This window comes from Halorubrum sp. Ea1, from assembly GCF_002252965.1.
GTDB lineage: Archaea > Halobacteriota > Halobacteria > Halobacteriales > Haloferacaceae > Halorubrum.
Map to the genome: position 1 here is coordinate 17935 of NZ_NHPG01000059.1, position 22503 is coordinate 40437.

The 22503-nt window shown below is 70.5% G+C and carries 18 protein-coding genes and 1 tRNA gene; 9 read left to right on the forward strand and 10 right to left on the reverse strand.

Annotated features, from left to right (window positions below):
- Nucleotides 1–81 precede the first annotated feature (81 nt).
- From DJ73_RS08290 to DJ73_RS08300, 3 genes are all read left to right on the forward strand, one after another.
- On the forward strand, nucleotides 82–528 hold the full coding sequence (locus DJ73_RS08290; protein WP_094557757.1) for a hypothetical protein: 447 nt from the start codon (nucleotides 82–84) through the stop codon (nucleotides 526–528).
- The gene (locus DJ73_RS08295) at nucleotides 525–1979 is read left to right on the forward strand and encodes a DUF402 domain-containing protein (RefSeq protein ID WP_094557758.1); all 1455 of its coding nucleotides are present in this window, start codon (nucleotides 525–527) and stop codon (nucleotides 1977–1979) included. Before DJ73_RS08290 ends, DJ73_RS08295 begins: the two co-directional genes overlap by 4 nt.
- Before the next feature lie 142 nt (nucleotides 1980–2121).
- Complete coding sequence (locus DJ73_RS08300; protein ID WP_176451104.1) at nucleotides 2122–6012, forward strand: glycoside hydrolase family 97 catalytic domain-containing protein; 3891 nt, start codon at nucleotides 2122–2124, stop codon at nucleotides 6010–6012.
- A 35-nt stretch (nucleotides 6013–6047) separates the two neighbouring features.
- On the opposite strand, the gene DJ73_RS08305 is transcribed toward DJ73_RS08300, so the two are convergent.
- The 3 genes from DJ73_RS08305 to DJ73_RS08315 all read right to left on the reverse strand — a co-directional run bounded on the left by DJ73_RS08305 (nucleotide 6048) and on the right by DJ73_RS08315 (nucleotide 7532).
- Nucleotides 6048–6374, reverse strand: a complete 327-nt coding sequence (locus DJ73_RS08305; RefSeq protein ID WP_094522904.1) for a NifU family protein — start codon at nucleotides 6372–6374, stop codon at nucleotides 6048–6050.
- A gap of 127 nt (nucleotides 6375–6501) precedes the next feature.
- Nucleotides 6502–6825, reverse strand: coding sequence for a hypothetical protein (locus DJ73_RS08310; RefSeq protein WP_094522902.1), 324 nt, complete (start codon nucleotides 6823–6825; stop codon nucleotides 6502–6504).
- Between the two features lie 107 nt (nucleotides 6826–6932).
- Nucleotides 6933–7532, reverse strand: a complete 600-nt coding sequence (locus tag DJ73_RS08315) for a 2Fe-2S iron-sulfur cluster-binding protein (protein ID WP_094522900.1) — start codon at nucleotides 7530–7532, stop codon at nucleotides 6933–6935.
- 238 nt (nucleotides 7533–7770) lie between these two features.
- On the opposite strand from DJ73_RS08315, the gene DJ73_RS08320 reads away from it, so the two are divergent.
- Together DJ73_RS08320 and DJ73_RS08325 are read left to right on the forward strand one after the other, a co-directional pair.
- On the forward strand, nucleotides 7771–8253 hold the full coding sequence (locus DJ73_RS08320) for an RNA-binding protein (RefSeq protein ID WP_094522898.1): 483 nt from the start codon (nucleotides 7771–7773) through the stop codon (nucleotides 8251–8253).
- Nucleotides 8254–8328: 75 nt separating this feature from the next.
- Nucleotides 8329–9174 carry an endonuclease/exonuclease/phosphatase family protein gene (locus DJ73_RS08325; RefSeq protein WP_094522896.1) on the forward strand — a complete coding sequence of 282 codons (846 nt, stop codon included), beginning with the start codon at nucleotides 8329–8331 and terminating at the stop codon, nucleotides 9172–9174.
- Nucleotides 9175–9200: 26 nt separating this feature from the next.
- Here DJ73_RS08325 and DJ73_RS08330 read toward each other — a convergent pair whose 3' ends face one another.
- Nucleotides 9201–9923, reverse strand: coding sequence for a DUF1028 domain-containing protein (locus tag DJ73_RS08330; protein WP_094522894.1), 723 nt, complete (start codon nucleotides 9921–9923; stop codon nucleotides 9201–9203).
- A gap of 553 nt (nucleotides 9924–10476) precedes the next feature.
- Between DJ73_RS08330 and DJ73_RS08335 the strand changes: the two genes are divergently transcribed.
- The 4 genes from DJ73_RS08335 to DJ73_RS08350 are packed head-to-tail and all read left to right on the forward strand — an operon-like array spanning nucleotide 10477 to nucleotide 18404.
- A complete protein-coding gene (locus tag DJ73_RS08335) occupies nucleotides 10477–12552 on the forward strand; it encodes a PrkA family serine protein kinase (RefSeq protein ID WP_094522892.1) in 2076 nt (691 codons plus the stop codon).
- Nucleotide 12553: 1 nt separating this feature from the next.
- The gene (locus DJ73_RS08340) at nucleotides 12554–14977 is read left to right on the forward strand and encodes a kinase anchor protein (RefSeq protein ID WP_094557760.1); all 2424 of its coding nucleotides are present in this window, start codon (nucleotides 12554–12556) and stop codon (nucleotides 14975–14977) included.
- The gene (locus tag DJ73_RS08345; RefSeq protein ID WP_094522888.1) at nucleotides 14968–16344 is read left to right on the forward strand and encodes a DUF444 family protein; all 1377 of its coding nucleotides are present in this window, start codon (nucleotides 14968–14970) and stop codon (nucleotides 16342–16344) included. Before DJ73_RS08340 ends, DJ73_RS08345 begins: the two co-directional genes overlap by 10 nt.
- Nucleotides 16341–18404 (forward strand): SpoVR family protein, encoded by a 2064-nt coding sequence (locus DJ73_RS08350; protein ID WP_094526544.1) that lies wholly within the window; start codon nucleotides 16341–16343, stop codon nucleotides 18402–18404. The genes DJ73_RS08345 and DJ73_RS08350 overlap by 4 nt, the downstream gene beginning before the upstream one ends.
- A 58-nt stretch (nucleotides 18405–18462) precedes the next feature.
- Here the strand turns inward: DJ73_RS08350 and DJ73_RS08355 are convergent, their stop codons facing one another.
- From DJ73_RS08355 to DJ73_RS08380, 6 genes are all read right to left on the reverse strand, one after another.
- On the reverse strand, nucleotides 18463–19212 hold the full coding sequence (locus DJ73_RS08355) for an alpha/beta hydrolase (protein WP_094522884.1): 750 nt from the start codon (nucleotides 19210–19212) through the stop codon (nucleotides 18463–18465).
- Nucleotides 19209–19823 (reverse strand): VOC family protein, encoded by a 615-nt coding sequence (locus DJ73_RS08360; RefSeq protein ID WP_094557761.1) that lies wholly within the window; start codon nucleotides 19821–19823, stop codon nucleotides 19209–19211. Before DJ73_RS08360 ends, DJ73_RS08355 begins: the two co-directional genes overlap by 4 nt.
- A gap of 133 nt (nucleotides 19824–19956) precedes the next feature.
- Nucleotides 19957–20166, reverse strand: a complete 210-nt coding sequence (locus DJ73_RS08365; RefSeq protein WP_094522880.1) for a hypothetical protein — start codon at nucleotides 20164–20166, stop codon at nucleotides 19957–19959.
- A 136-nt stretch (nucleotides 20167–20302) separates the two neighbouring features.
- Nucleotides 20303–21151, reverse strand: a complete 849-nt coding sequence (locus DJ73_RS08370) for a hypothetical protein (RefSeq protein WP_094557764.1) — start codon at nucleotides 21149–21151, stop codon at nucleotides 20303–20305.
- A gap of 101 nt (nucleotides 21152–21252) precedes the next feature.
- A complete protein-coding gene (locus DJ73_RS08375) occupies nucleotides 21253–22038 on the reverse strand; it encodes a cobalt-precorrin-7 (C(5))-methyltransferase (protein ID WP_094526549.1) in 786 nt (261 codons plus the stop codon).
- Nucleotides 22039–22301: 263 nt separating this feature from the next.
- Nucleotides 22302–22377 (reverse strand) — tRNA-Cys (locus DJ73_RS08380).
- Nucleotides 22378–22503: the final 126 nt, after the last annotated feature.

Consider the following 22503-nt stretch of genomic DNA (forward strand, 5'->3'; position numbering starts at 1 on the left):
GCCGATCGGGAGTCGTCCTCCGGCGGGACCCGCCCCGCGCCGAGCCGATGGAGTTGAAACCGCGGCGCCCGAAGGGCCGGTATGCACTTCGACCGACGGACGCAGCGAGCGCTCCGCGAGGCGGGGCTCGACGCGGACGCGATCGCGGACGCCTCCGACCGCGTCGCCGGGCTGGTCGCCGAGGACGCCGACCGCCTGCGGGCGTTCTTCGCCGCCGACTGCCCGTACTACTCGGACATGGAACTGGCCCACAGCACCGCCGACCGGCAGGAGCACCCGACCGCGGACGTCGACCTGTTCACCCACGGGAGCGACCTCCGCGGCTACCTCTCGCTCGACGGGTGGGGCGCGCCGGTCGAGGGCGGGCGGGTGTTGCGGACGGCGGAGGCGGACGGGGACGGCGAGGGCGGCGACGGCAACGAGGACGCCGCCGACGAGGGCGGCGAGCGCCCCGTCCTCGTCGAGCTCTCGCTCGGCGAGACGGTCCACGATCGGGTCCGGTTCGCCCGCGACCCGGAGGAGCTGTGACCGCGGCCGTCCGCGTCCGGGGCGTCTACGCCACCGCGCTGACGCGACTCCTGCTCGACGCGGGCCACGAGGTCGTCGACGCGTCGCCGCCGATCCGGCGGCGATTCGACGCGGACTTCGGGGACGCGCCGCCGGACGTCCGGATCGAGACGACGGGAGACCGACAGGGCGTCGGCGTCCGCGGCGATCCCGAGACCGTGGCCGGGCTCCGGGAGCGGCTGGCGGGCGTCGGACGCGACGCGCTCGCGTGGACCGACCCGACGCCGCCCGGGACCGTCCTCGACGGCGAGGTCACCGAGACGCTCGGCGGCGGGGCGGTGGTGCGGCTCCGGGTCGGCGGCGGCGACGACGCCACCGCCGAGGGGTACCTCCCGTACGGGAGCGTCGACGACCGCGTCGAGACCGGCGACCCGGTCCGGGTGCGGGTCGACGAGTCCGCGGCGCCGTGGACGGACCGCCGTCCGGGGCTGGACGGCTCGCTGCGCGCCGGCGGCGGGCTCGTCGCGCTCGAACCGGGGTCGGGCACCAGGGTCGACGTCCGGAACGACGAGGCCGCGCGGGAGCTCTCGGGGATGCTCGACCTCCTCGGACTGGAGCCGCCGGACGGCTGGCGGGCCGTCTGGAAGCCCCCCGCGGTCGACGCGGGGACGGAGACGCTGGAGGCCGGGCTGGAGCGCGCCGTCGCGGCCGCGGAGGGGCTCGACGAGGCGGTCGACGCCGCCGGCGGGATCGGCGTCCTCGACGACCCCGGCCTCCTCCGCGACGAGCCGATCGCGTTGCCGAACGCGGGCGTCTGGGTGTGGTTCGGCCGCGAGAGCCGGTTCGCGCTCGACGACCGGCGCCGCGAGGCGACGTCGACGATGCCGGGACACCACCGGGTGAAGGCGGGGTCGGCCGACGCCTCGGCCGGCGTCGACCTCGCGGAGGCGCTCTGCGATCCGGACCCGGACGCCGAGTTCCCGTTCGGCGTCGTGACCGACGCGTTCGGTCCGAGCGAGGGCGACGCACTCCGGCTCGAACACGGGAAGCCGGACGGGAGGCTGATCACCCTCGGCGAGGCGACGGTGACCGGAGTCGACGCCGACGGGTCGGTCGCGGTCGAGCGCGAGATGACCGGGGGCGGCAGCTACGACGGGCTCGGCACCCCTCGCGAGGCGGGCGACGTCGCCGAGACGAGCCTGAAGGAGGGCCGGTGGTGGTACCCGACCACGTACCGCGGGCGCGACGGGACGGTTCGCGGCACCTACGTCAACGTCTGCACCCCGGTCGAGGTGTTCCCCGACGCCGCCCGCTACGTTGACCTCCACGTCGACGTGGTGAAGCACCCGGGCGGTCGGGTCGAGCGCGTCGACGACGACGAGCTGCGGGAGGCGGAGGCGGCCGGTGACGTGCCGGAGCCGCTGGCGGAGAAGGCGCGGAGCGTCGCGTCCGCGTTAGAGAACGCCCTGTAGCCGACGAGCCGTCGCCGCCCTCGACTCGACGCCGGGTCCGAACGCGTTGGTTCGCGTATTTTTTACTCGAATGCGTACGGATGAAACACCTCTCGTTCGTTACAATATCATTAACAAACATCGCGTTCATGGCGAGATCACAATGCGCGAAAAAGAATCACAGCACAAATTTGGAAAGACGAGCCGTCGCGGATTTCTCGGCGGCGTGGGGGCGCTGGTGGCCGCGGCCGCGTACTCGCGAGAGGTGCCCGCCGCGGACGCCGAGGCGGTCGCGAACGACGCCGACGGACCGGTCCAGACGGTCGAGTCGCCGGACGGATCGATCGCGGTGACCGTCGACGTCGCCGACGGCGTCCCGACCTACGAGGTCGCTCGCGGCGGGACGACGTACGTCGAGCCGTCGCCGCTCGGGTTCGACTTCCGGAATCAGGCCTCGTTCGGCGCGTCGAGCGCGGCCGACGGGGGAGCCGTCCCCCTGACCGTCACGGGCACCGAGCGCGAGGCGGCCACCGAGCGGTGGGAGCCGGTGTGGGGCGCGTTCGAGGAGGTATCCGCGGAGTACAACGCCCTGCACATCGGGCTCACGGACGGGGACGCGGAGGGCGGCAACGGCCCCGGCGCGGACGGGGCGGTGGACGGCCGAGCCGCCACCCTGCAGGTCCGCGTCTTCGACGACGGGCTCGGGCTCCGGGTCGTCCTCGGCGAGGGATTCGCGAGCAACGCCGAGCGGGCGGTGGTCGAGTCGGAGAACACCGGCGTCGCGTTCGCGGACGACTACGACGCGTGGTGGATCCGAAACGAGGTGACGAACCCGCGGTTCGAGCAGGAGTACGCCGAGACGCCGCTCTCGGAGATTCCGGGCGGGACCCGCGAGACGCGGCCGACCGGGACGCCGATCCGGACCGGCGCGCACACGCCCCTGACCGTCGACGCCGGCGACGCCTACCTGAGCGTCCACGAGGCGAACCTCAACGACTACGCCGCGGCGACGCTCGCGCCCCGCGACGACGACGGGGGGACCGAGTTCGCCACGGCGCTGACGCCCCTCCCCGACGGGACGAAGGCCTCGCTCGAACTGCCCGCGGCGACGCCCTGGCGGACGATGCAGGTCGTCGAGCGACCGGGCGGACTGATCGAGTCGCAGCTCGTCCCCCTGCTCTCCGACCCGCTCGACGAGTCGGCGCTCCCGACCGCCGGCGGGGAGCCCGACACCGACTGGATCGAGCCGCGCAAGTACGTCGGCATCTGGTGGACGATGATCGCCGGGTCGGCCAACTGGGAGTACAGGACCGACGAGGCGATCGCGGCCGGGGGCGGGAACCCGGCCGCCTACACGCACGGCGCCCGGACCGAGCGGATGAAGCGGTACATGCGGTTCGCGAGCGAGAACGGGATCGACAGCGTGCTCGTCGAGGGATGGAACGAGGGATGGAGCACCTATCCGGGCGACGGCTCCGGCTTCGGGTTCGGCGTCGACGACTCGTACCCGGACTTCGACGTGCGGGAGGTGACCGACTTCGGCGCGTCGCTTCCGGAGCCCGTCGAGATGACGATCCACAACGAGACCGCCGGGAACCTCCCGAACTACGAGGGGGCGATCCTCGACGAGGACGTCTTCGCGGGGTACGACGAGGTCGGCATCAACTCGATCAAGAACGGCTACGTCTCCGACCCGGGGCTCGGCATCGACGGCGACGGCTCCGAGCCGACGCACAACCAGCACAACCAGCTCGCGGTGAACCATCACCGGCTGGTGATCCGCGAGGCCGCCGCGGGCCGCCAGCTGCTGGAGATCCACGAGGGGATCAAGCCGACCGGCGAGATCCGCACCTACCCGAACGTGGCGAACCGCGAGGTCGTCAAGGCCCAAGAGTACGACGGCTTCGGCCAGCTCGGCTCGAACGTCGGCCGCGATCACCACGTCACGCTCCCGTTCACGCGGAACCTCGCCGGTCCGGTGAGCTTCCAGCCGGGCATCTTCGATCTCACCTTCGGCGACGACCGCGGCGACCAGATCCAGACCACCCGCGCGAAGCAGCTCGCGATGTACCCGACGTACCTCAGCGGGCTCCAGATGGCCGCCGACCGGATCGAGGGGTACGTCGACGAGACGTTCGCGGTCGGCGAGGCGCTCCAGGCCGCCGCCGGCGCTATCGACGGCCTCGTCACCGACGACTCGTGGCGGAACGCGTTCGGGACCAACTTCGTCGCCGTCGACCCGAACCGCGCCCCGAGCGGGTCGTCGGTCTCGTTCACGGTCAGCGACGTCCCCGCGGCCGGGACGTACGACCTCCGCCTCCGGTACGCGAGCGCGCCCGAGGAGAACGCGGGACGCGTCGTCGACGCCGGCGCGCCGCGGGCGACTCTGCGCGTCAACGGGGAGACCGAGACGATCGAGCCCGACTTCACCGACTACTGGGACGACTGGGACCTGTTCGCGACCGAAGTCGAGCTCGACGCGGGCGACAACGAGATCGCGATCGAGCTCGACTACGCCGAGGGGGAAGAGGGGTTCACCGGCGACGTGGGCGGCTTCAACCTCAACGCCGTCGCGGTCACCGAGCCGGGGGCCTCCTCCCCGATTCCGGCCGAGTACGAGGGGTACACCCCCGACGCGGAGAACTTCGACGCCGAACCGGAGTTCGGGTTCATCGAGTCGGTCCCGGCGGCCGGCTGGGACGAGACCCGCGTCGTCGGCTCCGCGATCGGGGACTACCTCGCGATCGCGCGCCGGGCGGACGAGGAGTGGTACGTCGGCGTCATGACGAACGGCGACGGCCGAGCCGTGGACGTCCCGCTGGAGTTCCTCGCTCCCGGGAAGTCGGGCGAGGCGCCCGGCCGCGAGAACGGCAACGGACGCGGGAACGGCAACGGTCGAAGCGGTCCGAAGTACGTCGCCGAGATCCACTCCGACGCGCTCGGTGCCGGCGTCGACGCCGACCCGACGGGCGTCCGGATCGACGAGGCGGTCGTCGACCCCGAGACGACGCTGCTCGCGTCGACGGCCCCGAGCGGCGGAACGGCCGTCAGGCTACGCCCGGCGCGGGGAGCCGAGATCAACCGGCTCCCCGAGTACGAGCGGCCGGAGCAGGACTTGACCGTCGATATCGCGGACGAGGCCGACCTCAACGAAGCGTTCATCACCGCGACCGGCTCCAACGACGCCGGCTTCGTCGGCGGGACGAACGTCGAGATACTCGTCGACGACGAGGTGGAGGCGCTCGGCAACGTCCGGCTCCCGCCGAACGCGACGGACGAGACGGTCGAGATCGGCTTCCGGATCTCGCGGATCGGCACGTTCGATATCGTCGTCCGAGAGCCGGACGGTGGGGACGAGCTGGCATCGGGGAGCGTCACCGTCGCACCCGGCGATATCGTCGCCGAGATCAGCGATCCGCAGGGCGACGACAACGGGCCCGGCGAGTACGTCTATCCCACCGGCGATGATTTCGAGGAGGGCGCGTTTGACCTGCGTTCGTTCCGCGTCTTGGAGACGGAGGACGAGTACCGGTTCGCCTTTGAGGTCGAGAATCTGTACGACACGTTCGGCGGCGACTTCTCGCCGCATTACTTCCTCGTATACCTCCGCGATCCCGAGGCGAACGGCGGACGAACGAGTGCGCTCGGCGACCTCGACCTCACGGCTCAGTTCGCCGATCCGTGGCAGTACCGGGTCGACGCGAGCGGCTTCGGCAGAGGGATCACCGACGCCGACGGACAGGGCCTCGGCACGCCGGAGGTGTTCGCCAGCTTCGAGTCGAACACGGCAGTGGTCTCGATACCGAAGTCGGTGGTCGGCGGCGCCGACCTCTCGGACTGGGAGGTGCTGCCGATCGTCGGGTCAGAAGACCGAGGAAGCTTGCGAGCGGTGTCGATTGATCCCGAGGCGTTCGTCTTCGGCGGCGCGCGCGACGGCGCAGTCGACAACGCGCCGCGAGTGATCGACCTGGCGACGCCGGAGGGAACGTCCCAAGCCGACGCGCTCGACTACGGTCCCGACTCGCTCGCGACGCTGCCGTTCACGTCGCTGTGAGGTAGCGAACGGAGAGAGCCGCGGACCGATCCGTTTCAGAAGTGGTTCGCGGACTCGGTCTCGTGTTTCAGCTCGCCGCCGCGACCGCCCTCGACGGTGGAGGCGCCCTGATCGCCGGAGGAAGCGGTCCGCACCGTCACGTTGTCCACCTCGTCGAAGTCCATGATCAGGTCGCGGCGGATGTTGTCGGCCGTGATGTTCGAGATGCCGCAGCCGGAGCAGGTGCCGCCGAGTTCGACGACGACCTCGCCGCTCTCGGGGTCCGCCTCGCGCACGACGCTCGTTCCGCCGTGCATCTGGATGATCGGCATCTGTCCGACCATCCACTCTTCGACTCGGTCCGCGAGGCTCTCGTCGCTCATTGGCGAGAGTTAACACCCGAGCCTATGGAAGCTTGCGGTTTCCGAGCGGTTCGAACCGACGAAACGAACTGTGTCACCGTCGATCCCTCGGGAAGGGATATCGAAACCGTTCCCAGTTACGCCGCAGTCACTCCTCGGAGTCGTCCGCGCGCTCCGACTCGCTCGGGAGGCGGGTCGGGTCGGCGGGATCGTCGCCGTGCATGGAGTCGTCGCGTTCGAGGAGATAGAGGAGCGGCCCGAGCGCGGCCAAGACGAGCACCCCCGGGAGGGGCGCGTCGGGGACGAGCAGGAAGGTGGTCAGGGCGGCACCGGAGGTGACGACGAGGAGGCCGGCCCACAGCGGCGGCGAGCCGAGGTCCACCCCGACGCGCGCGGCGTCGCGGTAGACGAGCGCGGCCGCGGCCGCGACGAGGAGCGCGGCGCCGCCGCCGAGGACCGTGGTGACTGCCATACCAGTCGTTCGGCCGAGACGGGAAAAAGGGTGTCGCGAGCGGGCGGAGAAGAGGGAGAAAACGCGTGTGCTCGATCTGGGACGGCGATCGCGGTCCGCCGGACGGACTACGGTGCCTCGCCCGTCTCGATGCTGAAGGAGTCGCGGGGGTACGCCACGCAGGTCAGGGTGTAGCCGTCGTCGATCTCGGCCTCCTCGAGCATCTGCTGGTTGTCGTGCTCGACGAAGTCCTCCGAGGGGCCGTCGGTGATGTGCCCGGCACAGGAGACGCACTGGCCCTGTCGGCAGGCGTACGGGAGGTCCCACCCCTCGTCTTCGCCCTGGTCCAAGATGGGCTGGTCGTTCGAGAGCTCGACCGTCTCCCCCTGCTTGACGAACTCGACCTCGAACTGCTCGACCTCCTCTACGTCGGCGGGGCCGGCGCTGACGGCGCTGCCGTCCTCCAGTTCGCCCTCCTCGCCCTCGGCGCCGCCCGCGGGGATGGCGCCGCCGCCACCGCCGCCGCCGACGGCGCGGTTACCGGGCTCCGGGAAGTCCGTCTCGGGGACCGCGGACGCGCGGCGTTCGAGTATCTCGTCCGAGATGTCGGTCGTGGGGTCCCACCCCGTCCCCTTCAGGCTGGTGACGAGGACGACGGTCAGCGTCGCGATCACCCCGAGAACGATCGCGGGCGTGTTCGCGACGTTCGCGATGAGCGGGTTGAGCATACGAACTGATATGAAGAGGTTGCTTAAGGCCGTTTTGATCGGTCCAACCGCATGAGAGCCCCGAGGGCGGGGATCGGCATGACCGGCGGGGGGATCGCGGCGCGCGCGGTGAATATCACCGCGCTCGGCGGGAGATCCGCGGCGCGCCCGGGAAGATTGCGGGACGCTGAGCGGGGGTACGCCCCCACTCACGCCGCGGAGCGGACCATTTATCGGCCGAGCGGTCGACGGGACGCCCATGAAAGTGAAATCGCGGCACCACCTCCGGAGCGACGACATCGCGGCGATCCGCGAGGCGGTCGCCGACCACCTCGGCGTCGACATCGACGGGGACACGTTCGAGTTCGTCGAGTTCGTGGACGCGAACTACGAACTCGTCCTGGTCGACGGCGAGCCGGCCGTCTTCTACGTCGACGACGACGAGCCGTTCCTCACCGTCCGGGGCGCGAACGACTACGAGCCGAAGACCGGGATCGTCACGGTCGACGCGGGCGCGATTTCGTTCGTCTCCGACGGCGCGGACGTCATGCGACCCGGCATCGTCGAGGCCGACTCGGAGATCCGCGAGGGCGACCTCGTCGTGATCGCCGAGGAGACGCACGAGAAGGTGCTCGCGGTCGGCCGCGCGATGGTCGACGGCGACGAGATGGTCGGGGACAGCGGGAAGGTCGTCGAGTCGATCCACCACGTCGGCGACGAGCTGTACGAGTTCTCGGCGTAGGCGCGGTTCGGTCGGCGGACCGAGCGGCGTCGCGTTCCCTCCCTTTTAATCGCCTCGCCCACGATTCTCCCGACTATGACCGCGATTCGGGTACTGAGCTACAACGTCCGCTACGCCAACCGCGGCGACCACCACGACGCCTGGCACGACCGCCGCGACGCAGTCGCGCGACTCGTCCGCTTCCACCGCCCGGACGTCGCCGCGTTTCAGGAGCCGCTTCCGGAGCAGCGGCGGGACCTCCGCGATCGGCTCCCGAGCTACGAGTTCGTCGGACGGGGGCGGTCGGCGAGCGGCGAGGGCGAGGGGTGTCCGATAGCGGTCCGGTCCGACCGCTGGGAAGTCGTCGCCGACGGCACATTCTGGCTCTCCGAGACGCCGAGCGGGCCGTCCACCGACTGGGGCGCCGCCCACCCGCGGATCGCGACGTGGGCGCGGGTCCGCGCCGTCGACGGGACCGCGGAACCGCTCGTCGTCAACACGCACTTCGACCACGTGAGCGCGGAGGCGCGGCGCGAGTCGGCGCGGCTGCTCCGCGAGCGACTCCCCGAGATGGGCGAGCGAGCCGCCGACGAACCCGGCGGATCGAGCCCGACCGTTCTCGTCGGCGACCTCAACTGCACGCCGGGGTCCGACCCGCATCGGATACTTCTCGGCGACGACCCGAAGGCGGACTCCCGAGGCCATGAGACCCCGAGCGACGACCCGCCCGCGCTCCGCGACGCCGCCGCGGTCGCCGACCTCCGACACGGCCCGGAGACGAGCCTCACCGACTTCGCGCGGCTGATAGACGGTCGTCGGATCGACCACGCGCTCGTTTCGCCGGCGTTCGACGTCGCGGCGTTCGCCACGCTCGCCGACCGCGACGACCGCGGTCGGTACCCCTCGGACCACCTGCCGATTCTGACGCGGCTGTCGCTGTAGGGGGCGGAGAGCGCCTCTCGCGAGGGCTACTCGTCGCCGTCTCCGTCGCCGTCGGCGTCGCCCTCGTCCATCTCGTCGGCGTACTTCTCCAAGACCGTCTCGTAGCCGCGCTTCGCCGTCTCGTACGTCTCGCGGAGGTCGGCCACCGGCGTCTCGCTCGCGTCGACGCGGAGGTCGTTGTAGTACGGGTCGTCGACCGCCTCCTCGGTGTTACTGACGAGGAGCGCCGCGGACTGGACCTCTAAGTCCTCCCGCTTGTCGCCGCCGGCCGCGTGGCCCGCCGCGAGCGCGTCGATCAGCCGCTCCGCGAGCGGGGCGTCGCCGTGGGCGTCGGACTCATATGCGGCCGCGGTGTCGTCGACCACGTCCTCGCCCGTGAGGAGGTTGCCGGCGACGGTGTAGTTCTCCCCCTCGACGTGCCCGTACCAGTCGCGGCACTCGTCGCCGGAGAACGCGAAGGTCCCGTCGGCGTCGACGCCGTGGAGCTGACGCTCCGGTTTCCCCTCGTCGGCGTTCAACAGGGCCTCCAAGGCGTCGTCGACGGCGAGCCCGTCGCCGAGGTACTCGATCCCCTTCCGGCCGAGCTCGACGTTGACGAGCGACTGCGTCGCCACCGCGCCGTCCGCGGACGCGAACGGACACAGCGTGCCGACCCCCGGCAGTCGGGTGGTCACCGCCACGCCGTAGCGGACCTGGTCGTCGCCGTCGTCGTCGGTGTACCGCTCGCGAACGCAGATACTGAACGTCACACCGGGCGTGAGGCGGCGACCGGCAAAAGACTGCGCACCGGGGGCGACGTTTCCGGTTCCCGGCCGAACCGGTACCAGGCCGAACCGGTATCAGGCCGAACCGGTACCAGACCGAACCGGTTCGGACGTCGGTCGGGCCGCAACCGGTCTCCGACGGCGGACTCGGTTCGACCTCCAGTCGCGACCGCTTTCAGCCTCCGATCGTCCACACCCCCGTTTTATGTCCGCTGCGTGCCGATTCCGGCCGCCTCACGGACGCGAAAACCGCAAGCCGCGGGCGGGTCCCCGGGCGCGTGTCACGTGTGAACCGCCGACACACTTATGAGTGTGAATCCCTCCCATACATATAGCCTCGGTTACGGGCGAAACGGTGACCCGCGGCGGGTCCCCCTCGACGACAGCGGCGTTCGCGGCTCGACGAGCCGTCGTTCCGGCACGGAGAGCCGCGCGTCCGCGCGGCGGATCCGGCCCGACGGCCGGGTCGCGACCGCCGGCCGAACCCGGACTCCCGGTCCGGCCGCGAGGTCCTCGCCCGTCCGAGAAACGTGATACAATGTCAGAACGACACACGCTCGAACGGCTCAGCGAGGAGTACCGGACGAACGTCCCGGACGACCTTCGGGAACCCCGCTCGTTCGACTGGTACCTCGACGCGCTGTACGAAGAGCCGCGCATCGCGCGGAACGCGCACCAGCGCGTCGCCGACATGTTCGACCACTACGGTACGCGGTACGACGAGGAACGCGGCGTGGTCGAGTACTCGCTCGCCGCCGACGACCCGCTCCACGACGGCGAGAACGTCTTCTACGGTCGCGAGGTCCACGAGGCGATCCACGAGTTCGTCAACAAGGTGAAGTCCGGCGCTCGGGGGCTCGGCCCCGAGAAGCGGATCAAGCTCCTCTTGGGCCCGGTCGGCTCCGGGAAGTCCCACTTCGACTACCTCACGCGCCGGTACTTCGAGGCGTACACCCACGAGGAGGCCGGCCGGATGTACACCTTCCAATGGGTCGACCTCTGCTCGGTGATCGACGACCAGGATCCGGGCGACGACACGGTGCGCTCGCCGATGAACCAAGACCCGCTCGTGCTCCTCCCGCGCCCGCAGCGCGAGGCGGTGATCGAGGACCTCAACGAGCGGCTCGACGCTCCGTACACCCTCCGGAACGACCAGCACCCGGATCCGGCATCGGAGTTCTACCTGAACGAGCTGCTCGCGCACTACGACGACGACCTCCAGCGCGTGCTCGACGAGCACGTCGAGGTCGTCCGGCTCGTCGCCGACGAGAACCGCCGGGAGTGCATCGAGACGTTCGAGCCGAAAGACAAGAAGAACCAGGACGAGACGGAGCTCACCGGCGACGTCAACTACGCGAAGCTGGCCGTCTACGGCGAGTCCGACCCGCGCGCGTTCGACTACGCCGGGGCGTTCTGTAACGCCAACCGCGGGCTGTTCTCCGGCGAGGAGCTGCTCAAGCTGCAGCGGGAGTTCCTCTACGACTTCCTGCACGCCTCCCAGGAGTCGACGATCAAGCCGAAGAACAACCCGCGGATCGACATCGACCAAGTGATCGTCGGCCGGACGAACATGCCGGAGTACCGCGAGAAGACGGGCGACGAGAAGATGGAGGCGTTCAACGACCGCACCAAGCGGATCGACTACCCGTACGTGCTGGAGTACGACAGCGAGGCGAAGATCTACGAGAAGATGCTCGCCAACGCCGACGTGCCGAACGTCCACGTCGAGCCGCACGCGCTGGAAATGGCCGGCCTCTTCGGCGTGCTCACCCGGTTAGAGGAGCCCACCGACGAGACGGTGAGCCTCCTCGACAAGGCGAAGGTGTACAACGGCGAGCTGGAGGACGAGGAGATCGACGGACGGAAGCTCCGCGAGGACGCCGCCGAGGAGGCCGACGTGAGCGAGGGGATGGACGGCGTCTCCGCCCGGTTCATCGGCGACGAGATCGCCGAGGCGATCATGGACGCCACCCACCGCGACCGCGGCTACCTCTCGCCGCTGTCCGTCTTCGACCACTTCGAGGCGAACCTCGGCGGCCACGGCTCCATCGCGGCCGAGGACCTCGACCGCTACGAGCGCCTCCTCGAGACCGTCCGCGAGGAGTACCGCGAGCGCGCCATCGAGGACGTCCGGCACGCGCTGGCGTACGACGTCGACGAGCTCCGCCGACAGGGCGAGAAGTACATGGACCACGTGATGGCGTACATCGACGACGCCACCGTCGACGACGAGCTCACCGGCCGGGAGACGGAGCCCGACGAGACGTTCATGCGGGCGGTCGAAGAGCAGCTCGACGTCCCCTCGGACCGGAAGGACGACTTCCGGCAGGAGGTGTCGAACTGGGTGTCCCGGCGGGCCCGCGAGGGGCGCGGCTTCGACCCGCAGGAGAACGACCGCCTCCGGCGCGCCCTGGAGCGCAAGCTATGGGAGGACAAGAAGCACAACATCAACTTCTCCGCGCTGGTCTCGGCGACCGACCTCGACGACGAGGAGCGCAGCGCCTGGGTCGACGCACTCGTCGACCGGGGCTACTCCGAGGACGGCGCGGCGGAAGTGTTAGAGTACGCGGGCGCCGCCGTCGCCCGCTCGGAGATCGAGGACGGCGGGGGATGAGATGAACGACCGCGACCGATCCGACGGCGAGGGGTTCGTCCGGGCGGCCGACGAGACCCTGCGAGGCGCGTACGACCCGCCGATGAGCCTCGACGAGTACGTCGACCGAGTTTTGGAGAACCCCGTCGCCGCCGCCTCCGGGGCTCGCTACGTCCTCGCGGCGATCGAGTCCGAGGGCACCCGCGAGGTCCGCGAGCGCGGCGAGCGACTGGAGCGGTACCGCTTCTTCGACGACCCGTTCAACGACGGCGAGCACGCCGTCCTCGGCAACACCGCCGCGCTCAACGCGTTCGTCGACGACCTCCGGGCCGCCGCGGCGGGCCGCGGCAACGACGAGACCATCGTCTGGATCGACGGCCCCACCGCGACCGGGAAGTCGGAGTTCAAGCGCTGTCTCGTGAACGGGCTCCGAGAGTTCTCGAAGACGGAGGCCGGGCGTCGCTACACCGTGGAGTGGAACATCACCGGCGCGGGGAGCGGAATCGGCGGCGGGAGCGGGCTCTCGTACGGCGACGGCGGCGACACCGCCGCGTGGTACCGCAGCCCGGTGCAGGCGCACCCGCTCTCCGTGTTCCCGGAGGACGTCCGCGAGTCGATCGCCGAGGCCGTCGACGAGGACGCCTACCCGATCGCGGCCGACGTCGACCTCGACCCGTTCAGCCGCGAGGCGTACGACCACCTGGAGTCGGCGTACCGCGACGAGGGGCGCCGGGACCTGTTCTCGGCTATCACCGACCGCGACCACCTCCGCGTGACGAGCTACGTCGTCGACGTCGGCGAGGGGATCGGGGTGCTCCACGCCGAGGACGACGGGACGCCGAAAGAGCGGCTCGTCGGCTCGTGGATGGGCGGCATGCTCCGCGAGCTCGACTCGCGCGGGCGCAAGAACCCGCAGGCGTTCAGCTACGACGGCGTGCTCTCGCAGGGGAACGGCGTCGCCACGGTCGTCGAGGACGCCAGCCAGCACGCCGACCTGCTCCGGCGGCTGCTCAACGTCCCCGACGAGCGTCGCGTGAAACTCGACAAGGGGATCGGGATGGACCTGGACACCCAGCTTATCGTCATCTCGAACCCGGACCTCGACGCCGAGCTCGACCGCCACGCCGACCGCGAGGGCGCCGACCCCCTGAAGGCGCTGAAGCGTCGGCTCACCCGCCACGAGTTCCGCTACCTGACGAACCGGCGGCTGGAGGCGGAGCTGCTGCGCCGCGAGGTCGGGGGAGTGCGAGGCGTGCCGACCGTCGACGGAGTAGAGGAGTCGGAGCGGGACGGACGCGGCGATCCCGCTCGCGATCCGGCGGACGAGCCCGGGGCCGCGGCGCTGACGATCGACGTCCGCGACGACGACGGGACCGTCACCGAGCGCGAGCTCGCCCCCCACGCGGTCGGGGCGGCGGCGCTGTACGCGGTCGCCACCCGCCTCGATACGGAGGACCTCCCGCCCGACTTCGGACTGATCGAAAAGGCGGAGCTGTACGAGACCGGAGACATCCGACGGGAGGCGGGCGACGGCGACGGCGAACAGCTGACGATCGACGACGTCGACTTCGGCGGGGGCGACGGCCGAAACGGGATCCCGGTGACGTACACCCGCGACATCGTCGCCGACCTGCTGGGGGCGGACGCCGACCGGAGCCACCCGGAGCTGCCGGTCGAGCGCGTCGTCACGCCGACGGACGTGCTCGACGCGATGGCCGACGGGCTCTCGGCGGCGCCGCTGTTCTCCCGGTCGGAGGTCGCGGAGTTCGAGAGCCGGAAGACGCCGGTCGTCGAGCGCGTCCGCGAGCACCAGCGCGAGGACGTGGTCGACGCCGCGCTGGCGGAGGCGACCGTCTCGGAGGAGACTGTCGCGGAGTACGTGGAGCACGTGTACGCCTGGGACGCCGACGAGCCGGTGGAGACGGAGCGGGGTCCCGAGGAGCCCGACGCCCTCGCGATGAAGGTGTTCGAGACGGAGACGCTCGGGCGGTTCGACGAGGACGACTACTACGGCACCGACCCGACCCGGGATGTCGCCGAGTTCCGCAGGCAGCGCGTGATCCGGGCGCTCACCCGCTACGCGTGGCGGAACCGCGGCGACGAGTTCAGCGTCGACGACGTCGAGCTCGGCGAGATCCCCGAGCTGCGGGAGGTGCTGGACGCGAACGACCTGGCCGACGTGAAGCGGCGCTTCCCGGAGCTCGACCCGGCCGAGTGGGCCGATCCGCCGGCCGACACCGAGACGGAGCGCGTGAAGGCGGCGACGATCGAGCGGCTCGTCGACTGCGGGTACAGCCCCGCGTCGGCCGAGCTGACCAGCCGGGCGGTGATGCGCGACGCGCGCGACGAGTGGGCCGACCTCGCCGCGGACGGCGGGGACGATGCGAACCGCCGGAGCGGCCGCGACCGCGGCGACGGGAACGGAGGTGGTGCCACGTGGGACTGACCGACGACCGCGAGCGCTTCCGCGAGGTCGGCGAACAGCGCCGCGAGGACCTCGCGCAGTTCATCAGCCACGGCAACCTCGGGCGCTCCGGGCCCGACCGGGTCAAGATCCCGGTGAAGATCGTCGACCTCCCGGAGTTCGAGTACGACAGGCGGGAGGCCGGCGGCGTCGGGCAGGGCGGAGACGGCCAGCCGCAGCCCGGCCAGCCGGTCGACCCCGACCCGGACGACGGCGACGAGGAGGGCGACCCCGGTGAGGAGGGCGGCGAGCACGAGTACTACGAGATGGACCCCGAGGAGTTCGCGCGCGAGCTCGACGAGGAGCTCGGGCTCGACCTCGAGCCGAAGGGGAAGCGCGTCGTCGAGGAGGTGGAGGGCGACTTCACCGACACCGCGCGCGCCGGCCCGCGCGGCACCCTCGACGTCGACGAGTTCTTCAAGCGCGGGTTGAAGCGCCACCTCGCGACCGACTTCGACGAGGAGTACGTCCGCGAGGGGCTCCGCGTCGCCGGCGCCGACGTGGACGACGCCTTCGCCTGGGCGCGCGACAAGGGGATCCCCGTGTCGCGGGCGTGGATCGCCGACGCCGCGGCGACCCTCGCCGAGGAGCGCGGCGAGCCCGTGACGGCGCTCGACCGCTGGGAGAGCTTCGACGCGCTCGACGACGAGATCGATCGCGAACCCGTGGGCCACCGGATCCGTCGGGATGGGCTCGACAGCGTCCCCTTCCGCCGGGAGGACGAGCGGTTCCGGCACCCGGAGGTGGTCGAGAAGCGCGAGCGCAACGTCGTCGTCGTCAACGTGCGGGACGCCTCCGGCTCGATGCGCGAGACGAAACGCGAGCTGGTCGAGCGCGTGTTCACCCCGATGGACTGGTACCTGACGGGGAAGTACGACGCCGCGGAGTTCCGGTACGTGGTCCACGACGCGGAGGCCTGGGAGGTCGACCGCGATGAGTTCTTCGGGATCCAGTCCGGCGGCGGCACCCGGATCTCCAGCGCCTACGAGCTCGTCGCGGAGATCTTAAAGGAGTACCCGTACAGCGAGTGGAACCGCTACGTCTTCGCGGCCGGCGACTCGGAGAACTCCGGCAGCGACACGACCGACTCGGTGATCCCGCTGATGGAGTCGATCGACGCCAACCTCCACGCGTACGTGGAGACTCAGCCCGGCGGCGCCGCGCCGAACGCGCGCCACGCCGACGAGGTGGAGAGCGCCCTCGGCGACACCGACAACGTCGCGGTCGCTCGCGTGTCGGAACCGGCCGACGTCACCGACGCCATCTACGAGATCCTCAGCACCGAGTCGTCTGACGACGCGACGGGCGACCGCGGCGCGACCGCCGGCCGAGGGGGTGAGCGCCGATGAGAGACGAGCGCGTCGAGGCGAAACGGGAGGCGGCGTCCCTCGACGAGCCCGCCGCGGAGGCCCGCGAGCTCGCGGAGCGCCTCGGGTTGGAGCCGTACCCGGTCCGGTACTGGGTGGTCGGCCACGACGAGATGAACGAGCTGATCGCCTACGGCGGCTTCCAGCGGCGCTACCCGCACTGGCGCTGGGGGATGAACTACGAGCGACAGCGCAAGAAGGACCGCCACGGGCTCGGGAAGGCGTTCGAGATCGTCAACAACGACGACCCGAGCCACGCGTTCCTCCAGGAGTCGAACTCGATCGCCGACCAGAAGGCCGTCATCACGCACGTCGAGGCCCACGCCGACTTCTTCGCGAACAACGGCTGGTTCGGGCTGTACGCCGACCGCGGCGAGGGCGGGCCGAACGCCGCGGCGCGGCTGGAGCGCAACGCGGACCGGATCGCCGCGATCGCCGACCGGCCAGACGTCGACCGCGACGAGGTCGAGCGCCTCGTCGACGCCGTGAGCGCGCTCGAGGACACGATCGACCAGCACAGCCCGGTCGACGCCGCCCGGTCGGTCGAGGACCCGGGAGTCGCCGAGGACGTGAACGACCCCGACGACGACCCGCTCGCGGCGGTCGAAGAGCAGATCGCGGAGCTGGACCTCTCCGAGGAGGTGCGCCGCGACGTGTTCGACGACGAGTGGCTTGAGACACACGGCGAGGGCGTCGAGCCGGAGGAGCCGCGCCCGGACGTGCTCGCGTTCCTTCGCGACTACGGGAAGCGGTACGACTCCGAGAGCGGGAAGGCGGTCGACCGCGATCCGTGGGAGACGACCGTCATCGACGCGATCCGCGAAGAGGCGTACTACTTCGCGGGACAGAAGTCGACGAAGGTGATGAACGAGGGATGGGCGACCTACTGGGAGTCCGTCATGATGGGCGGCGAGGGGTTCGCCGGCCCCGACGAGTTCCTCACCTACGCGGACCACATGGCGCGGGTGCTCGGCTCGCCCGGACTCAACCCCTACAAGCTCGGCTTCGAGCTGTGGACCCACGTCGAGCTGCGGACCGCTCGTCGCGACGTGATCGACAGACTGCTCCGGGTCGAGGGGGTGACGCCGGAGAACTTCCACTCGCGGATCGACCTCGACGAGGTCGCCGAGGCGCTCGAACCTCACCCCGCGATCGCCGGCGCCGGACCCGCGACGCTCGACGAACTGGCCGACCTCGCCGCCGACGGCGACCCGCGGGTCGACGCCGAGGCAGTCGACCGGGCGATCTCCGCCCGGACCGACGACGGCGAGGTCGGTCCCGGAACCGGCCCGGACATCGAGCGGTACCCGTGGAAGCTCCTCACTCGCGAGGGGCTCGCCGAGCGACACTACGTCCTCTCGCGGCCGGAGCACCGCGGCGCGCTGCGCAACGTCTCGCGGGAGACGCTGGCGGAGCGCGCCCGGTACATGTTCGAGGTCGACCGGTACGCGACCGTCGACGAGGCGCTCGCCGACGTCGACCGGACCGCCGGCTGGGACCGGATGCTGGAGGTGCGGGAGAGCCACAACGACGTGACGTTCATCGACGCGTTCCTCACCGACGAGTTCGTCCGCGAGGGGAACTACTTCACGTACGAGTACAGCCGGGCGGCCGAGGAGCACCGCGTCGCCAGCGTCGACGCGGACGACGTCCGCCGGAAGCTCCTCCTGCAGTTCACGAACTTCGGGAAGCCGACGGTCGTCGTACTCGACGGTAACTTCCGGAACCGGGGCGAGCTCCTGCTCGGCCACCGGTTCAACGGGGTCGCGCTCGACGAGGAGTCCGCGAAAGAGACGTTGAAGCGCGTCTTCGAACTGTGGGGTCGCCCGGTGAACCTCGCGACGATACGCGTCGAGTACTCCGACGAGGCGATACGCCGGGCGAAGCGCCGGGGCACCGAGCCGGAGGGCGAGGAGATCGGCGTGCGCTTCCAGTACGACGGCGGCGAGGTGACCGAACACGACCTCGACCCGGAGATCCGCGAGCGAATCGAAGCCGGTGAGGTCGACTACGACACCAAGCCGGACGACTGGCTGGCGTGAGGGGCGGCGCGTCCCGCGACGCGACGCGTTCGGCCGCACGACAGCGGCGATCCCGGCCTCACGACAGCGACGAGACCAGCGCGGCGACGGCGTCCGTCTCGTCCTCGTTGATCCCGTGGCCCATCCCCTCGTAGATCCGTTCGTCGACGTCGGCGCCGAGCGCCTCCAACACCGCGGTCGTCTCGTGGACGCGCGCCTCCGGGATGTGCGGGTCGACATCGCTGCAACCGAGGAACGCCGGGGTCCCGCCGAGCGACTGGGCGGCGTCCCCGTCGACCGCGGCCGCGGCGTGGGAGACGTAGTCGTCGACGTCGACCGACTCGCCGATCAGCCCGCCGCTCAGCACCGCGAGCCCGCCGTACCGGGTCGGGTTCCGCGCGACGAACTCGCTCGCGAGGCAGGCGCCCTGCGAGAACCCGGCGACGAGGACGCGCTCGGGCGAGACTCCCGCGTCCGTCGCCGTCTCGACCGCGCGGCCGACGGCGCGGAGCCCGGAGCTCCGACCGGGCTCGTTGTCCGCGACGGGCGCGAGGAAGGAGTTCGGGTACCAGGTGTTGGAGGCGGCCTGGGGGGCGAGTAGTGAGAGACCGGTGGTCTCTCTGACAGCCGGCGGTTTCGCCGCCGGCGACAGCGCGACGTCGCCGTCGCCGGCGACCTCCTCGCCGAAGCCGACGATGCTCCGCGCGGTCGCGCCGCGACCGTGAACGAGGACGACGGCGGCGTCGGCCTCACTGACCGGCGTCCCGGTCGTCACCAGCTCCTCGTCGCCGTGCGGGTCGTCGCCGGCGTACGGCGTCCGACCGCTCATACGCCGACGCCTGCGTCCGCGTCGGGCAGGTCGTGCTTTATCACCGGCAGGCCGAGCTCCTCCAAGGCGCCCTTCATGTGGCGGTCATGTGCGAAGTCGGCGCCGTCCTCCTCGCGGAGACGCTGAGCGGTCGCGAGCACCTCGCCCTTGCGGTCGTCGGGGATCTCGTACTTGTCGGCGGAGAGCTCGATGACCAGTCCGTTGTTGTCTTGGGTGTAAATGGAGTGGAAAATCCCGCGGTCGAACACGTTGTACCCCTTGCCGGCCTCCGCTAGCGCCGCCATGATATCCTCGTACTCGTCGGGCTCGACGCTGAAACAGAGGTGGTGGACCGCGCCCGTACCGGCGCGCTGACCGCGGGCCGAGGGGCGGTCGTCGCTCACGAAGAACGTCAGGATGCGGCCGTCCCCGGTGTCGAAGAACAGGTGCGTCTGCGACGGGTCGTCGAGGTTCGGCTGGCGGAGGACGAGGGGCATCCCGAGCAGGTCGCGGTAGAACGCGATCGTGTCGGCCTCGTTGCTTCCCCAGACCGTGATGTGGTCGGTGCCGCTGGTGTGGAACGGTGCGTCCGGAAGCTCCGTCGTGACCGGAGCCGCGCTTTCGTCGCTCATACCGGTCGTAGGCGACGAACACGTATAAAAAGGAAAGGGACCCCCGGGTGATCGACTGACATCAGTGTTATCGCGGTACGACGCCGGAGTCCGCGAGGTCGGCGATCGCCGGCGACTTCCACGACGAGGCGAGTCAGGAACGCCGCCAGACCGGCGGTGCGACGCCGAGCGCCCTGACGACGGACGGGTAGCCGACCGCGACGGCGACCACAAGTACCACCGAGGGCAGGAGTCCGATCGGACCGACGACTCGCTCGACGAGCGACAGCGCGGCGATCATCAGCAGGAACATCGCGGCCCAGTGCGGAGCGAGCTGTCGCACCTTCCCTCGGGTGGAACTCATATCCCGCATAACGAGCGCGGGACGGATACCGTGTCGGTCGCGGTCTCGCTCCGCGGGAGACGCGAAGCGACCGGCGTCCCCGAGGCGAGAGACGAGAACGAAACGAAGAGCGGAGCCGAAGTCGCGCGCGGTCGGATCAGTACCGCGAGGGGATGAACGCCGCGCCGAGCAGGAGCAGGGATGAGAGGAACGCGAGGACGAGCACGCGCGTCAGTCCGCTGCTGTACTGCTGGAACTGGTCGATCTGAGCGACCTGCGCCTCGTACCCCTCGATGTCGCTCGACAGCTGCAGCGTCGAGGCGTCGGCGAAGTGCGCGACGAACTCCGTCTCGCCGATCGTGACCCGCGAGTGCTGCTCGATCTCGATGCTCTCGGTCTCCGTCGCCTCCCAGGCGAGCACCGCTTGATCCGCCGTGACGTTGTCGACGGTCACGCTCTGGTCGCCGTACTCGAGGGAGTCGCCCGTGGCGTACGCCCGCTCCTCGGGGGCCGGGAAGTACTCTCCGGCCGGGACGAGCGTCGACTCGCCGTCCTCGGTGACGACGACGTACTCGCCGTCGTCACGCTGGACCGTCTCGTTGTCGGCCTGCGGATCGTTTTCGAGGATGGCCTGCCGATCGGGAACCTCCACGATCGTGAAGCTGTTGGGGTCGTCCCCCGTGATCTCCACGCGCCACTCCCGGTCGTCGAGTTGAACCGTCGACTCGTTCGCCCAGGTCTCGGACTGGTCCGCCGTGACGTTGCGCTCGAGCGTCGCCACGATCGAGGTCTCAGCGCCGCCCCCGCCACCGTGACCACCGCCGCCGCCCGACTCGACCTCGGTGATCTCGGCGACGGTCCACTCCTCGCCGTCCACTTCGATCCGATCATTCTGCGAGACCTCGAAATCGGGGTTGTCGAAGCCGATCTCGGGGCTATCGGCCGTCGCAGTGAGGACTCCCGCTCCCCCCGCGATCAGCACGAAGAGCGCGACGTACACGGCCACAGCGCGTCGTTGCATGGTTTCAGCATAGGTCACCCGGTGTATAACGGTTACTAAGCCGAGCCATCGGAACGGTCGAACCGCGCCACCGCTCCGCCCCGACGTTACCGGCGGACGACGAGCACGGACAGGTCCGAGAACGGCGTGTCCGACCGGTCGGTACCCCCGGCGTGGCGTGCGAGCTCGCCGACGGTCGTCCGGGTAATCGCCTCGTCGTCGCGGGTGAGCCGCTCGCAGACGAGCGCGCCGTCGGATCGGTCACATCCGTTGTCGAGTAGATCGCGAGCGATGTCACCGGGCATCCAGTCGAACGGACGAGGGAGCACGAGCAGATGTCGATCGCCGGCGTCTCGGCGAAGCCGAGCGAGGTCGTCGTCGAGGCCGCCGCTCTTGTGGAGCGTGACGAACGTCGCGTCCTCCACCGGCGTCCGGGCCCGACTCGCCGCGACCTGAAGTGAGGAGATCCCCGGAACGACGCGGAGACCGACGGAGTCGTCCGCCGCCTCGTCGAGGGCGCGCTCGACCTTGCCGACGAACTGGTACCCCGAGTGGTTCGGATCGCCCATCAGCACCGCCACTCCCCGCTCCCCGCCGGCCACCCGCTCGGCGAACGCCTCCAGTGCGGCCGCCTCGTCGGCGTAACCGCACGTCAACCAGTCGGCGTCGGTACGACCGCGAACGAGGTCGACGACGGTCTCGAAGCCGACGGCGACATCGGCCTCCCGGAGCGCCCGCTCGGCCCGTGGAACGAGATACTCCGGGCTCCCGGGGCCGATGCCGACGGCACGGACCACGCGTCCACCGGTCTCGGACGGGGGTTCCGGTGTTGACGCCGCGTAGTCCGCCGGATCCGGCCCGGCGTCGAGGTCGTACGACGCGTCGTCGCTCACGGTACACCCCGTTCGATCGCCGCGCCTCCGCGTCCGATACCCCTCCCGGTAGTCCGCGTACACGCGCGTTTCCCCGAGCCGTCGACGCGTCTGAGACGTGTCGGAGCGTCCACGTCGGCCCGGAGGTCACCGATCCGCCTATACGTTCGGATCGGGAGCCGGCGTCACTCCGCTTTGGCGACCGCGCTTCGGCTCGCCGTGAGACACACCGCGGACGACGCTCGACGAGGCCGCCCGCACCCACCGCTCAACGAAAAAATGAGAGCCAAGGGCCGGATTTGAACCGGCGTTGGGCGGCTCTGCAGGCCGCTGCGTCTGACCAGACTCTGCCACCTTGGCGCTAATCGGAAGTACCGCTGTCGAGCGTTTAAGCCTAGCGGTCGCACGGCGGTTGCCGGGGTCGTACCACGGTCAACTCTGCCGACCGCTCGCGCTACGCGTCTCCAAAAAAATCGTGTGGGGCAA

What these genes read in the sequence shown, in the direction of transcription:
- DJ73_RS08365 (WP_094522880.1), bottom strand. Translation starts at nt 20,166, where the DNA reads ATGAGTTCCACCCGAGGGAAGGTGCGACAGCTCGCTCCGCACTGGGCC.
- DJ73_RS08340 (WP_094557760.1), top strand. Translation starts at nt 12,554, where the DNA reads ATGAACGACCGCGACCGATCCGACGGCGAGGGGTTCGTCCGGGCGGCC.
- DJ73_RS08355 (WP_094522884.1), bottom strand. Translation starts at nt 19,212, where the DNA reads ATGAGCGGTCGGACGCCGTACGCCGGCGACGACCCGCACGGCGACGAG.
- DJ73_RS08310 (WP_094522902.1), bottom strand. Translation starts at nt 6,825, where the DNA reads ATGGCAGTCACCACGGTCCTCGGCGGCGGCGCCGCGCTCCTCGTCGCG.
- DJ73_RS08320 (WP_094522898.1), top strand. Translation starts at nt 7,771, where the DNA reads ATGAAAGTGAAATCGCGGCACCACCTCCGGAGCGACGACATCGCGGCG.
- DJ73_RS08325 (WP_094522896.1), top strand. Translation starts at nt 8,329, where the DNA reads ATGACCGCGATTCGGGTACTGAGCTACAACGTCCGCTACGCCAACCGC.
- DJ73_RS08335 (WP_094522892.1), top strand. Translation starts at nt 10,477, where the DNA reads ATGTCAGAACGACACACGCTCGAACGGCTCAGCGAGGAGTACCGGACG.
- DJ73_RS08305 (WP_094522904.1), bottom strand. Translation starts at nt 6,374, where the DNA reads ATGAGCGACGAGAGCCTCGCGGACCGAGTCGAAGAGTGGATGGTCGGA.
- DJ73_RS08290 (WP_094557757.1), top strand. Translation starts at nt 82, where the DNA reads ATGCACTTCGACCGACGGACGCAGCGAGCGCTCCGCGAGGCGGGGCTC.
- DJ73_RS08300 (WP_176451104.1), top strand. Translation starts at nt 2,122, where the DNA reads ATGCGCGAAAAAGAATCACAGCACAAATTTGGAAAGACGAGCCGTCGC.
- DJ73_RS08315 (WP_094522900.1), bottom strand. Translation starts at nt 7,532, where the DNA reads ATGCTCAACCCGCTCATCGCGAACGTCGCGAACACGCCCGCGATCGTT.
- DJ73_RS08350 (WP_094526544.1), top strand. Translation starts at nt 16,341, where the DNA reads ATGAGAGACGAGCGCGTCGAGGCGAAACGGGAGGCGGCGTCCCTCGAC.
- DJ73_RS08360 (WP_094557761.1), bottom strand. Translation starts at nt 19,823, where the DNA reads ATGAGCGACGAAAGCGCGGCTCCGGTCACGACGGAGCTTCCGGACGCA.